Source organism: Niallia sp. Kr1 (assembly GCF_050389805.1).
Classification (GTDB): Bacteria; Bacillota; Bacilli; order Bacillales; family Cytobacillaceae; genus Bacillus_BD.
The window spans coordinates 2327586-2340752 of record NZ_CP130945.1 but is presented as its reverse complement, the minus strand read 5'-3'; the positions used below and the strand labels follow the sequence as shown (position 1 = coordinate 2340752).

Annotated in this window: 13 protein-coding genes and 1 pseudogene; 9 read left to right on the top strand and 5 right to left on the bottom strand. The window is 34.2% G+C overall.

The features are described from left to right. Window positions 1-156 precede the first annotated feature (156 nt). The 5 genes from Q5760_RS11310 to Q5760_RS11290 all read left to right on the top strand — a co-directional run bounded on the left by Q5760_RS11310 (window position 157) and on the right by Q5760_RS11290 (window position 4137). Entirely contained in the window at window positions 157-1032 is an 876-nt protein-coding gene (locus Q5760_RS11310; protein WP_428912263.1) for a LysR family transcriptional regulator, read from the top strand. Between the two features lie 447 nt (window positions 1033-1479). Beyond that, window positions 1480-1605, top strand: a complete 126-nt coding sequence (locus Q5760_RS11305) for a hypothetical protein (RefSeq protein WP_428912262.1) — start codon at window positions 1480-1482, stop codon at window positions 1603-1605. Between the two features lie 221 nt (window positions 1606-1826). Next, complete coding sequence (locus Q5760_RS11300) at window positions 1827-1970, top strand: hypothetical protein (RefSeq protein WP_428912261.1); 144 nt, start codon at window positions 1827-1829, stop codon at window positions 1968-1970. 522 nt (window positions 1971-2492) lie between these two features. Continuing rightward, the gene (locus tag Q5760_RS11295; protein ID WP_428912260.1) at window positions 2493-2747 is read left to right on the top strand and encodes a YuzF family protein; all 255 of its coding nucleotides are present in this window, start codon (window positions 2493-2495) and stop codon (window positions 2745-2747) included. Window positions 2748-3069: 322 nt separating this feature from the next. Then, window positions 3070-4137, top strand: a complete 1068-nt coding sequence (locus Q5760_RS11290; protein ID WP_428912259.1) for a sulfite oxidase — start codon at window positions 3070-3072, stop codon at window positions 4135-4137. 310 nt (window positions 4138-4447) lie between these two features. Here the strand turns inward: Q5760_RS11290 and Q5760_RS11285 are convergent. Both Q5760_RS11285 and Q5760_RS11280 read right to left on the bottom strand, forming a co-directional pair. Continuing rightward, window positions 4448-4589: pseudogene (locus tag Q5760_RS11285) on the bottom strand (winged helix-turn-helix transcriptional regulator); the annotation flags it as partial. Window positions 4590-4877: 288 nt separating this feature from the next. Next, complete coding sequence (locus tag Q5760_RS11280; protein ID WP_428912258.1) at window positions 4878-5432, bottom strand: NADPH-dependent FMN reductase; 555 nt, start codon at window positions 5430-5432, stop codon at window positions 4878-4880. Window positions 5433-5775: 343 nt separating this feature from the next. Here Q5760_RS11280 and Q5760_RS11275 point away from each other — a divergent pair, with 343 nt between their 5' ends. Further along, a complete protein-coding gene (locus tag Q5760_RS11275; RefSeq protein WP_428912257.1) occupies window positions 5776-6780 on the top strand; it encodes a DUF3231 family protein in 1005 nt (334 codons plus the stop codon). Window positions 6781-6967: 187 nt separating this feature from the next. On the opposite strand, the gene Q5760_RS11270 is transcribed toward Q5760_RS11275, so the two are convergent. Further along, complete coding sequence (locus tag Q5760_RS11270; protein ID WP_428912550.1) at window positions 6968-7579, bottom strand: MOSC domain-containing protein; 612 nt, start codon at window positions 7577-7579, stop codon at window positions 6968-6970. Window positions 7580-7798: 219 nt separating this feature from the next. Next, complete coding sequence (locus Q5760_RS11265) at window positions 7799-8188, bottom strand: ACT domain-containing protein (protein ID WP_428912256.1); 390 nt, start codon at window positions 8186-8188, stop codon at window positions 7799-7801. Window positions 8189-8592: 404 nt separating this feature from the next. Here Q5760_RS11265 and Q5760_RS11260 point away from each other — a divergent pair, with 404 nt between their 5' ends. The 3 genes from Q5760_RS11260 to Q5760_RS11250 all read left to right on the top strand — a co-directional run bounded on the left by Q5760_RS11260 (window position 8593) and on the right by Q5760_RS11250 (window position 11996). Then, window positions 8593-9228 carry a LysE family translocator gene (locus Q5760_RS11260; protein ID WP_428912255.1) on the top strand — a complete coding sequence of 212 codons (636 nt, stop codon included), beginning with the start codon at window positions 8593-8595 and terminating at the stop codon, window positions 9226-9228. A gap of 613 nt (window positions 9229-9841) precedes the next feature. Beyond that, a complete protein-coding gene (locus tag Q5760_RS11255; protein ID WP_428912254.1) occupies window positions 9842-11281 on the top strand; it encodes an amino acid ABC transporter substrate-binding protein/permease in 1440 nt (479 codons plus the stop codon). Further along, on the top strand, window positions 11268-11996 hold the full coding sequence (locus tag Q5760_RS11250; RefSeq protein WP_428912253.1) for an amino acid ABC transporter ATP-binding protein: 729 nt from the start codon (window positions 11268-11270) through the stop codon (window positions 11994-11996). Before Q5760_RS11255 ends, Q5760_RS11250 begins: the two co-directional genes overlap by 14 nt. 238 nt (window positions 11997-12234) lie before the next feature. Here the strand turns inward: Q5760_RS11250 and Q5760_RS11245 are convergent, their stop codons facing one another. Then, a complete protein-coding gene (locus Q5760_RS11245; RefSeq protein ID WP_428912252.1) occupies window positions 12235-12942 on the bottom strand; it encodes an FAD-dependent oxidoreductase in 708 nt (235 codons plus the stop codon). Between the last annotated feature and the right edge of the window lie 225 nt (window positions 12943-13167).

Below are 13167 nucleotides of genomic sequence, written 5' to 3'. Positions count from 1 at the left end.
TAGTATTTTATTAAATCCATTTAAATCCATTGTAAATCATTTCACAGAAAAAAAACGGAACTTCCATATTGTAAAAGGGATCCATCATTTAATCCAATATATAATTCGATATAAATAGATTGGATACAATAAATGATTTTAAAGAGGAAGGTTAAAATGGAACTACTTCAATTAAAATACTTTCAAACGGTTGCATATATGGAGCATATGTCAAAAGCTGCTAAAAAACTCAATATTTCACAACCTTCATTAAGCTTAATGATTAAACGGCTCGAAGATGAAATGGGGACGCCTTTATTTGATCGAGTTGGTCGAAATATTCAATTAAACGAATCAGGGAAAATCCTCCTAAAACATGTTAATACCATATTTTCTGAAATTGAAAATGCGAAATTGAAGATCCAATACAGAGAAAAAGAAACACATAAAAAAATCACGATTTCGATTTCAAATCCGCGATTTCTATCAGGTGTACTAATTGAATATTTTAATAAAAATCCTGATGCTTCTATTCAACAATCGATTGGTTCTAAAGAATCGATTCGTGTACAACTCAATAAAGGAGAAATTGATTTAGGAATTGCAGGACCTCCCATAGAAGATGAGTCGATTGAAAGCTGCGTATTAATGGAAGAAGACATTGTTTTAGTTGTTCCTAAAAATCATCGTCTTGCCAATCGAACCATAATCGATCTAAAAGAAGTAGCTTCAGAATCGTTTATATCACTTGCTGGTTATGACGAATACAACAAAAAGGTCAATAACTTATGCCGATCCGTAGGTTTCACCCCAAAGGTGATTTTTGAAGTAGACTACGGCCTATTAAATGAAATGCTTCAACTCAATATATGTGTAGCATTAATTCCGATCGCGCTTTGTGAAAAACATCAACTGAATTATGTTAAAATTTCAGACCCTGAATCTAAATTTATTGTCGGTTTATCTTGGTTAAAAGACAGACACCTCTCCCCTTTTGCAGATGAATTCAGGAAATTTATCATTACTTACTACAATCATCATCATAATTATTAGATTCCACTAGACATCGCCGCATAAAGGAAAACTCATCAGTGGGGGTTTCTTGCCCCAATAATCATTAACTGAACGAATCGTGGTATTTGAAACGGTTTATCCCCCACTTCTTCTTTTTTATTATTCTTAATATGTTGAGGGGAGTATTACCACCTCTTAAACCGGGGTACATCTACCCCTATTCGTTATATAGAGTTCGTGCTCGTCCTATCTTCCGCAATAAGCCTTTTTGGCCCTTAAAAGTAAAAAAAAGAACCACCTTATTCCAGAAATGCGCCATTTTCTTAAAAGCATACTAAAAAAAATGAAGAAGACGATGAAAGTAGATTAAAAGTGGGACATTTTCTGATTTGAAATTGTATACCTATCTGTAAGAGAAAATTGACTATTATTTCATACATAATCATATTCCATATGGATATTTTAATAGAAAAGGGGGTGTTGTTAATGGCTAAAAATAAAGCATACCAACCAGAAGGTTATAAGCAATATGCCGGATTGGAAAAAGAAAACGATGTGAATGGTAAAGAAAATCCAGCAACTGCACAACGTGCAAATAAAGGAAAAAAATAGAAATGAATCTATCAATTTGACTTGGCACAAGAAGACGAAAATAAAATAGTAAATGGAAATGGCATTAGTAAGAAGAGTTTTCTCACTAATGCCTTATATTTGGATTACCATCCCATTGTCGAATGTATTATGTATGATTTTAACATATATTGACATAGATAATGGTTTACGAAAGGCAAAACTCGGTGCGCAAAAAAATAGATATTAGGAGGCTTCCCTAGGTGAAGACAAACGAAAAACAACAAAATAATGAAATAAACAGTAAGGAACAGGTTTTACAAAATAAAACGAAGAATTCGCAGGTAAAAGAGAGTGTTTCTGCCCAAAATGACGGATTTCGCTATGATTACAATGATGATTATTAATAAACTTAAAGTATTGGGTTTTGGAAAATAACATAAGATAATACATCCATCTTATAGTTTACGATTGATATTCATGTGAGTGATTTGTAGGCACTTATATTTATCTAAATGCTAGCTATATGCTTAAGTCAGCTTAAACCGCATAATAAATTGCGGTTTTTTTCATACTTTCTATAATCGATATGGATAAAGAAGAAACTTAATTAATCCCTCTTCCCCTATTATTAGCAAACAGTTTCAAATATGAATCTTCTCCTTTTTTACTATTTCTTATTACATAAACTTGCCTATTTAATAAAACCGATAAAAAATCAACAAACGGCAAGTAAATGTCCATTCGACTCAAGCCCTGCTCGGGGGTATCGATTAACCTCCTCCAAAAATGGTCCATACATTCTTAGTCAGACTTCTTAATATCGATCGTTTCTGAACGAATCATGAAAATAAGGTGTTGGAACGCGCCAAGCTATACTGTCATAAATTGAGAAGGGTAAAACAGTTACAGAACTTGGAGGAAACAAAATGGATCCTATGTATGCCTATCACGTAAATCCGCAAATAACACAAAACGGAACGATGCAAGTGATTGTCATAGAACCTTTCGTATATGAAGCACTACGCAGTCTAATTGGAAAAAGAGCAGTACTTGATACCACACGGGGTTCCGTTAGCGGTATGGTTGTTGACGCCAAGCTTGATCATGTTGTCATTCAAGAGCATGATTCTACATTCTTTGTTCGCCTATGCGAAATCGTTTGGATCATGCCTGAATCTTAAACCCACCCATGATTTCATTACCTATTGCAGCAGTATGCTAGGGGGTATGGAATCAGCGTAACGAAATGGTTGTAGATGGAGAGGCTTTAGTCATGAAGAAATCGATTAAGAAAAAAGCAGAAAGAAACGATAGAATAAACAAAGCGTCAAGCTCTTCTCGTTCAGCCTGACGCTTTGCTTGTGGGGTCTGACCCCGCTATTCGAAACTGGGTCAAAGAACCCTTTGACCCATGCTATTAAAATAAATCTTCAAAAAATGAAATAACTATTTCTTTTACAACATAGCTATTATTATCAATTTTATTATCGGGAGGCATTTATATTGAATCCTCAATATCCTTTCTTAAACCCATTTTTAACTACACGCAGTTTACATCCCGAAAATCAGGAAACACCCATTCAATTTATAGAAAATGACATTGTAAATAATCTATTTTATAGACGAAACCACTTTTCTTACCCTATATTTTCTTACTCTCATTACTGGCTCCCTTTAAGTGGTTCCCTCATAAAACCACAATTGATATCTATGCAAGAGATGCTTCGGTTACCTTCAAAGACAATCAAGGTGGTCCTTGAATGTTCAGGTAATAAACGTAGTTTATTTGAGCCTAGGGTATTTGGAGAACAATGGGAAAAAGGTGCTATAAGTCAAGGTTATTGGACAGGAGTGCCATTAAAAACTATCCTTAATATATCTGGAGTAAAGGAGGAAGAAATAAAAGAAGTGGTTGTTGAAGGATATGATTATGGAAAAAGAAGTGACCTTGATAAGGTTTATACATATGCCAGAAGTTTACCAATAGAAAAAGCCCTACATCCCGACACCATGATTGCTTACGCATATAATCATAAGCCTATCCCTTTTCAGCATGGTTTTCCTTTAAGGCTAATTGTTCCTCAGTGGTATGCCATGGCTTCTGTAAAATGGATTAAGCAAATTAAGGTAATTGATCATACTTTTAAAGGTCCCTTTCAAACGATTGATTACGTCTATTATCCAAACAAAGACGATAACAATCATTCTTTTCCTGTAACAACCATAAATGTTAACTCCACCATACAAAAGCCGTTAGATATGGAGGTTATTCAAACAGGTAAACATGTAATCAAAGGCATTGCGTGGACAGGAAAAGGCTATATAAAAAATGTAGAAATTAGCACTGATCAAGAAAAAACATGGTCACGTGCACGAATAGAAAACCCAAATCATAGTGGGTATGATTGGACTACTTGGTCATATGAGTGGACTGTACTGGAGAAAGGTGAATATAAGATTATGGCAAAAGCGACAGATTCTTATGATCGAACTCAACCAACCCTCCCTTTCTGGAACAGAAAAGGGTACGGATATAATGCAATTGATGAAATTAATGTTAAGGTTGAATAGTAAATTGAGTAAAGATTGGCTATTAGCTGTACGGTAACGATTCGAGGAATGAAGGACCACTAAGGAAAACAAAACCAAAAATCAAGATTTTGATGTTTAATGTCAATAGTGTTGTTCCAATAAATGGCCCTTTAATGAAAAATGTATACTTTATCCCTCTTCAAGGATAGCATCCGATTGCGGAATAGTAGTAAATGCAAAAATGACATTTAATTATTTTGTTAAATGAGGCTTTAGTTGAAAAAGCAAGTTTTAGTACATTTGCAAAAAAACTTTTATTTAGGTCTAACAACAAATGTAAGAAAATAAATTAATGCTTTACATTCTCCATTTTTCTTGTGATATGCTTCGTTCCCCACTCATGCATTGCTTCCAAAATAGGCTTCAATGTCATTCCATACTCAGTTATTGAATACTCAACTTTTGGTGGGATTTTGAGGATATACTTCCCGATAGAAATACGTCAGGCTTATCAGGATTATCGTGAGGGTAAATTCGAAACTTTAGAAGATTAAGGAGTTTACGGAAATAGTTATTCTGAATTTGATTAACTGATTGAGATTGTTGTAATTTGCTCGTATCATTATCCTTAAAGTCAGGAGTTATCTTTTTTTATTCTATTTTCTAAAACAAAAAGGTTGGAGCATAAAACAGAATTTCTTCTGCTATATGCTGCAACCTCTTTCTTTACCTTCAGCCAGAGAACACTTAATATTCTTTGCAAAAGAACTGATATGATCTCACACTTGATATTTCTTAATCAAATTAACAAACGTGTCGACGAATGATTGTAAGAATTGAATAGTTCCTTCATTCTTGACTTTCCCATTTTCATCCAATAAAGCTGCGGTATTACCAATATAGGCTTCTGGTTGCTGAACCACTGGCATATTTAAGCATGTAATAATCTGACGCAAATGGTGGTTTGCGCCAAATCCTCCCAAATTACCGGGAGATTGGCTGATAATGGCCGCTGGTTTGCCATTCCATACACTTGCTCCATAAGGACGGGAACCTATATCCAGTGCGTTACTTAATACAGCAGGTACAGAACGGTTATATTCAGGTGTTACAAATAAAACAGCGTCAATTTCCTTTATTCTGTTACGGAAAGTAGTATATTCTGCCCGAACATTGTTTTCATTATCATAATCTTGATTATAGAAAGGTAAATTTTCAATTTCGATAAATTCACTTTCATATCCTTCAGGGAATAAAGCCGCAACATTGGCAGCAATCTTTTTAGAAAAAGATTCTTTCCGCAGACTACCAACTAGAATACCAATTTTTGTCATTTTATATCAGCCTTTCTTACGTTCTGTTAACTATCGTTTTATTTTTAACTTACAATGTTATTATACTCATATATATCATTTTAAAAAGTACGCACTTTTAAGTGATATAGTATATAAAAGGATACTATGTATGGTGGTAGAAATGGAAAGTGTTCTTATTTTATGGTTATTCCTTTAATTGTTTTAAACCTCAATTTATGATGGTAGCAATAATCTGGCCCGATTGTGGAAGATTGAAAATGCGAAAAAGACGCAAAAATAACCTCTAAATAAGTTTTCTCTTGTGCAGATCTTTCATAGTTCTTGCTCTATTAGAAAATACTACTCAAGAGGTGATAATGTGGTGGATAAAAATAAATTAAAACTCACATCGTCTGAAATAGGCACACTCTGGGGTGAGTATGTAAACGGAACAGCCATTGACATTGTAAATAGGTATATGTTTACTATTATTGAGGACGAGTCCATAAAATCTATTTTTAAAGAGGCAATCGAGACGTTTGCAAAACAAAAGAACCAAATTGCAACTTTTATAGAGAGCGAAGGATTTCCAGTTCCAATTGGATTTACTGAATCTGATCTTAACAAAGGCAAAGAGAAACTGTTTAGCGATATATTTTGTCTAAATTATTTACATATCATGACTTTACATGGGATGCTAGCACATTCAACTTCATTAGGTACTTCTGTTAGAGAAGACTTAAGGCTTTTTTACGACTCGTGTGATAATGATGCGAAAAGGATGTACCATCGAACCATTGACTTATTACTTGAAAAAGGAAGCTTCCAGAGAGACCCTTTATTCTACCCTGCTGAAAATCCTGAGTTTATTTCTAGCCAAAACTTTATCGATGGATTTTTTGGAAAAAGTAGACCCTTATCTGCAATTGAGGTCATAAGTATTTCTTTCAACCTAAAAAAGAGTATTATGACAAAAACTCTCTCTATTGCATTTAGTCAAGTCGCTCAGACAAAGAAAGTAAGGGTATTTTTAGAGGATTCCGAGAAAGCTGCAAATGAACAAATACAGAACTTTTCAAACATCATGATGAAAGATAATTTACCAACTCCTAAGTCTTTGGAAACAGAAGTGACTACTTCAACAGACTCTCCTTTTTCAGATAAGTTAATGATGTATCATATCGGTTTCTTGTTTCAAACTGCACAGGCTTATCATGGGACAGGTCTAGCATCAGCCATGCGAACAGACCTTGTAGCCACTTACGAAAAAACAATTCTACAAAATCTTATGGTGATTAAAAAGTGGTTTAATCTTATGGTGGAATATAATTGGATAGAACAGCCACCTCTTGCTCCGAATAGAAAGGAAATTGCAAAAGAAAAATAAAAGAAGAAGGTATATAGAACGACTAACCCCCTAGTTTCATACCACAGGGGGCTTCTGTTCTTCCGTGGACTTCAACACGGCGAAGGGTTATTTTATTAAAATCAGATACTAGATATCAATTTTTTGTTGTTGTTAAAACGTCCATACATTAAGGAGAAAAACCCTTTATTCTTTGAAACACTACGAATTAGCGAGTGGTCATTAGTTTGTCTAATCGACTTTCCAACTTTTCCTTCCATTCGTTTGCCAAACCTTCAACAGCTAATACTTTCTTTATCCCTTCCATATCCTTTTGCCTATGAAAGTAAATCTGATTCCCATAAAGAATGGATACTTGTTTTGGATGTGGTTCCAAAAGTTTTATTTGGGAATCTTTATGTACCATTCCTTCTTCTAACACACGACATAGATAACCCGTAAAACCAGTTTGCACCATCCTTTTGATAAGAAAAGGATTGTTTGTTCTTTTTGTAATCGTACTACATGGAACTCTGCCTTGAGTAATTTGGATAACCGCTTTGTCAAGACTGAAAATATCTCCTATGTGTACATCTTTTTCAAGCATATTGGTTACCGTTATATTCTCACCAAAATTTGATGGTGGTAAAGGTTTCTCAAATTCCTTTTCCCATTGTGAATAGTGTTCAAAGGGATATACACACACTGCACGGTCATGCCCTCCGTGATACCGTCTGTCTGCAATTCCATCTCCTTGAAACCCATCTTTTGTTAAGAAGGCTTCATCAGTAGCTTGTTTACAAATTCCTGTAACCATTTCTTCATCTTTTCCATAATTCATGGATTTTGGTAAACCAATGGAAAAATGTATTAATTCGATGACTTTCTTACTATCCACTTGTCCTCACCTCTCCTCATGAATCATTTGTTAATTAGTAGATGATCACTTGTTGGCGATCTTTTACTAACTTGCTCCTTTAGGTAGTTAAAAAGATCTCCATATTGCCACTCCTACTGTTTGGCTCATGCACCCCTTACTTGAATAAGAGATGGCAACATTCTATTCAATAGGTTTAAAAGTATGACCTTCATTCTCTAAGACTAGCTTTGCTTTTTCTATAGAATGATTTTTAACCAGTAAGTAATCGGTATTATAGGTAGAGATTGCAAAAATACTGATTTTCTTTTCTGCTAAAGGATTCGCTAAAGATGCTAATATCCCTGTTAATCCAAAATCCAAAACACCCTCTACTTTTATACACTTCCAATCGTCTTCAACATCCTTTAATTCCTCATTAAGGGGTATACATTCTGAGGGACATACAATAGAGAGTTCCTCATTTGTACGAGAAATCGAAAATACATCACCCTTCGTTGCCCAATAAGGGATTGCTTCTGTTGGGGAAATTTTAACAACGCAAAAAGTTGAATCTAACATTTTTAATCTCATCTTTTAAGCACTCCTTTTAGAAGCTATTTTACCATATTTTATTCCCGCCCGTTTTGGCACGAAACTGCACAGCCTGCGGGAAAAATAAGATTGCTTTTTCATCAATGAGCTCAGCAACTAAGTTGAGAACCATTCATAATCTTTCACAATTAAAAGGAAAATCGTATCATTAAATTCAATTGTGTACTTAGCACATAGTGTAAAAATAAGAATATTTATGTGATTTACGTAAAATGTTTGGATAATAAATCTAAAAACAGAGTGTTTGAGGGAATTATATGAAGCAAAAAATAGCCATTGTTACCGAGGCTTCTAGTGCTTTTGCAAAAACTTTTTAGCTATCATTTTTTTATTGATTTAAGTAACTCTATTAAATTAAGATATTAAATAAAGAAGGTGTAATAATGTTTGGAATTCATAACTTTGAAGTGTTTTTAGTTCTAGCAATCTTGCTGAATTTAACTCCAGGTACAGATACTATGTACATCGTGAGCAGAAGTATATCTCAAGGTCGGACAGCTGGAATGTATTCAGCCCTTGGTATTTCTGCTGGAGTTGTGGCACATACATTTTTAGCTGCATTTGGACTATCTGTCATCTTAATGCAATCGGCTTTTTTATTTAATTTGATCAAAATTGCAGGGGCTATCTATCTAACTTACTTGGGGATAAAGATGATCATTACAAAAAGTGATGCACCCCAAGGGCAATCATTACCAATGCAAAGTAATAAAAAGATATTCCTACAAGGAATGATAACGAATGTTACCAATCCAAAGGTGGCTTTGTTTCTCTTAGCCTTTCTTCCGCAATTTATTCAAACTAGTTCAGCTATATCAACTCCGATCCCTTTTATCATTTTAGGTCTTACCTTTACTTTCACTGGTGGAGCATGGTGTTTAATGACTGCTTATTTCTCATCAATGGCAACCCAAAAATTAAGAGGGAATGCTAAAGTTTCAACTGGTTTAAATAAATTAACGGGAATCGTTTTTATAGCCATGAGTATTAAATTACTCCAAACGAAACCAACATCATAAAAAACGCAGAGCATTGGAATTCCAATGCTCTTTTTCATGATCTAATAACATTTATAAGCCCACTAGTATCTTCTGCAAGTTTAATGACTTCATATTAAAAGGCTGTTAATCCTTCATGGATCAACGTCTCGTTAGAAGCTGAAAAATCATAGCTGAAGCACTTCATAATCTGATTCAAGAACCACTTTAACAAAGTCATATTTAAAGCATTGAAATGTTTTTTTAATATACTTTTAGAGTACCAGAATCACCTATCTTAACTTGAAGATCACCGTTATAAATTATAAAAAACGATGTACCTATAAATTTTTTCTAGTCAATACGAAGTTTTAATAGTATAATTTTAAAGTCATGTTATGAATTCTAACAATAGAAATCATTCCATTCACTACATCTAAATGCAAATCTTGTACCTCGCCTTCAATCCTAGAGAGATGATTGGAGTATTGTATAGGGGTTCGCTTCCTATGCACCCTTCCGCCTCTTACCATTCGCTTGCACACTAGAATACTAGTTTAAGTTAACTTGAATGGTATATTCATTTGTTGTTTTATGCGTCGAGAATTTTCCATCGATGCAATTTTCAAAAAATATAAATAAAGGAGTTAGGTAAATGAAACGTACGAATAAATGGGTTGTTTCTATATTAGCTATCATTACAATTTTTTCAATACTTCTACCATTTACAAATGTGAATGCTGAAGAAAAAACATATGTGATTGCCACAGATGTTACCTTTGCTCCATTTGAATTCCAAGATGTAAGTGGAGAATTTGTTGGCATTGACATGGATCTAATTAAAGCCATTGCTGAAGATCAAGGCTTTAATTATGAAATAAGACCCCTTGGTTTTAATGCTGCGGTACAAGCACTAGAAGCAGAACAAGTTGATGCGGTTATTGCAGGGATGAGTATTACCGAGGAACGCAAACAAAAGTTTGATTTCTCAGATCCTTATTTTGATTCTGGAATTATCATGGCGATTGATGAAGATAATGATACGGTTACATCTTATGAAGATTTAAGAGGTGAACGTGTTGCCGTAAAAACAGGTACAGAAGGTGCAGCCTTTGCAAAAAGCATTCAAGATGAATATGGTTTTGAATTAGTTACCTTTGATGATTCTGCCAATTTATATGAAGATGTTAAAACTGGAAATTCCGTTGCTGTATTTGAAGATTATCCCGTATTAGCTTATGGTGTCAAACAAGGAAACGGATTAAAAATTGTTACTGAAAAAGAACCTGGAGCATCTTATGGGTTTGCCGTATCAAAAGGTGAAAATACTGAACTTCTCCATATGTTTAATACAGGCTTAGCAAATCTTCAGGCTTCTGGTGAATACCAAGATATTTTAGATCGATATTTAGATGCTGGTGCCGAAGTACGAGATAATAGCTTCTTTGGCTTATTAAAGGATAGTTTCCCAAGCTTAATGAATGGGTTAAAAATGACCTTAATTTTAACCGTTGTGTCTTTAATTATTGCCTTAATTCTTGGTGTGGTCTTTGGATTATTCCGAGTTTCTAAAAATAAAGTTTTACGTTGGATCGCAACAATATATGTAGATATCTTCCGTGGAACACCACTTTTAGTACAAGCATTCTTTATTTACTTTGGTATTCCAGCAGCGTTGGATATTCGAGTTACAGCTGTAGCTGCGGGTATTATTACGTTAAGCTTAAATGCTGGTGCGTACATGGCAGAAATTGTCCGCGGTGGTATTCAATCCGTTGATAAAGGACAAATGGAAGCAGCTCGCAGTTTAGGTCTACCATATGGGAAAGCCATGGCTAAAGTTGTCTTGCCTCAAGCCGTTCGGTTAATGATTCCATCGTTTATTAACCAATTTGTCATTACGTTAAAAGACACATCGATTCTTTCCATTATCGGAATTAATGAATTGACACAAAGCGGTAAAATCATAATCGCTAGAAACTTAGAATCCTTCCAAATGTGGTTAATTGTCGGTCTGATGTACTTTATTGTCATTATGATTTTAACAAAAGTTTCCAATGCGCTTGAAAGGAGGATAAAAAATGGCAAAAATTAATGTGAACAAGTTGAAAAAATCATTCGGTGATTTAGAAGTTTTAAAAGATATTAATCTAAGTATAGAAGAAGGCGAAGTCGTCACCATTATTGGTCCTTCTGGTTCTGGTAAAAGCACACTGCTTCGATGCTTAAATTTACTTGAAGAAGTAACGGCCGGTGCAGTCATTGTAAATGGAAAAAATTTAACAGATAAAAACGTCAATATTAATAAAGTGCGTGAAAATATCGGGATGGTGTTCCAGCATTTTAATTTATTTCCACACTTAACGATTATGGATAATATTACGTTAGCGCCTGTTCAATTAAATAAAATGACAAAAGAAGAAGCGGAAAAAACAGCTTTAGAATTGCTAGATCGCGTTGGTTTGAAAGATAAAGCCAAAGCAAAACCAGACCAATTATCAGGCGGACAAAAACAGCGTGTGGCGATTGCACGAGCACTTGCGATGAAGCCCGATGTGATGTTGTTTGACGAACCAACAAGTGCCCTGGACCCGGAAATGGTTGGAGAAGTGTTAACTGTTATGAAACAATTAGCTCAAGAAGGAATGACCATGGTCATTGTTACACACGAAATGGGCTTTGCACGAGAAGTGTCAGACCGAGTCATCTTCATGGATGGCGGGTATATTGTTGAACAAGGGAAACCAGAAGAAATTTTTGGAAATCCGCAAAATGAACGGACACAGGACTTTTTAAATAAAGTTTTATAAAAATGACACCCTAATGGTTAGCGTAAAGTTAATGATTAGGGTGTTTTTTATATTCGAGGAGAGTCTTTTTCATTCACCTGGTTGTTCAACATCGTAAACACTAATAAATTACCAAACTATTAGAATCCTTGACTTGTAAATTCATCAACCTTGAATCAATTTCCTTTGACGTAGTTGGCAAACTTGCTTGAACATTGACAACTAATTATTTCTTCAAAAATAAAATGATAATTATTTATTAATACCCAAAAAAGGCATCCTTTTTAATCTCCTTTTTTGAAACATTTTGGTTTTGCATATGAGTTGAAATAGAATCTACCATTGATTTCGATCCTGCGATAAAGTAGCGACCATTGTTCTTGTTTAAGTTGATAAAATGATCCATCTCCTGATAAAGATCATTCCTTGAATTAAGGTAAGATACACTTATTGAAGAATTGTTGGCAATCCTATCAAGTTCATCTTTAAATATAAACGACATTTTGCTATCCATATACAGGAGTTGTACTTGTTTTCCAACTTCGTTCCCTTCAGCTTCTATTTGTTTTAATATCGCTCGAAATGGTGTAATTCCAATTCCGCCTGCAACTAGAAGTGTAGGACTGTTATCTTTTAAATAAAAGTTCCCTACTGGTCCACTCATTCTAACCTTCATACCTTGTTTTAATTCCAACATCTCTTTTTTAAAATCACTTGGGTTATCCCCAATACGCATTGTTAGTCTAACCTCATTCTCTTTGGGAGTAGATGCAATAGTGAATGGTTTCGTAGAATTTTTTATTTTCTTATTAGTAATAGTAAACAAACCATATTGTCCAGCTTTCCAGGTTAAATCTTTCTCTTTTTGGAATAGAAAAGTATAAACTTCTTCTGATTCTTTATAGCTTTCCAAAAATAATAAATCTCTCTTTTTAAATATGGATATTCTATCTTGAAAAAAATTCATTTCCTATCTCCTTTATTAAAGCTTTTCTACTTACTTAAATTTTCCATTATTGACACTTATTTAACAAATAACGGAATTACCAACCAAGAACTTGTTAAATCATGCTCAAAGTATTTTCTCTACTATATCTATAAATGGTTATTTAAGATTTCAAGAGTACAAAACAGACCACTTATTGGCAATGGAGACCGTTCGTGATCTGTTTTTGATGTCTATTTTAAATTA

What these genes read in the sequence shown, in the direction of transcription:
- Q5760_RS11310 (WP_428912263.1), top strand. Translation starts at nt 157, where the DNA reads ATGGAACTACTTCAATTAAAATACTTTCAAACGGTTGCATATATGGAG.
- Q5760_RS11305 (WP_428912262.1), top strand. Translation starts at nt 1,480, where the DNA reads ATGGCTAAAAATAAAGCATACCAACCAGAAGGTTATAAGCAATATGCC.
- Q5760_RS11295 (WP_428912260.1), top strand. Translation starts at nt 2,493, where the DNA reads ATGGATCCTATGTATGCCTATCACGTAAATCCGCAAATAACACAAAAC.
- Q5760_RS11280 (WP_428912258.1), bottom strand. Translation starts at nt 5,432, where the DNA reads ATGACAAAAATTGGTATTCTAGTTGGTAGTCTGCGGAAAGAATCTTTT.
- Q5760_RS11270 (WP_428912550.1), bottom strand. Translation starts at nt 7,579, where the DNA reads ATGAATTATGGAAAAGATGAAGAAATGGTTACAGGAATTTGTAAACAA.
- Q5760_RS11265 (WP_428912256.1), bottom strand. Translation starts at nt 8,188, where the DNA reads ATGAGATTAAAAATGTTAGATTCAACTTTTTGCGTTGTTAAAATTTCC.
- Q5760_RS11260 (WP_428912255.1), top strand. Translation starts at nt 8,593, where the DNA reads ATGTTTGGAATTCATAACTTTGAAGTGTTTTTAGTTCTAGCAATCTTG.
- Q5760_RS11255 (WP_428912254.1), top strand. Translation starts at nt 9,842, where the DNA reads ATGAAACGTACGAATAAATGGGTTGTTTCTATATTAGCTATCATTACA.
- Q5760_RS11250 (WP_428912253.1), top strand. Translation starts at nt 11,268, where the DNA reads ATGGCAAAAATTAATGTGAACAAGTTGAAAAAATCATTCGGTGATTTA.
- Q5760_RS11245 (WP_428912252.1), bottom strand. Translation starts at nt 12,942, where the DNA reads ATGAATTTTTTTCAAGATAGAATATCCATATTTAAAAAGAGAGATTTA.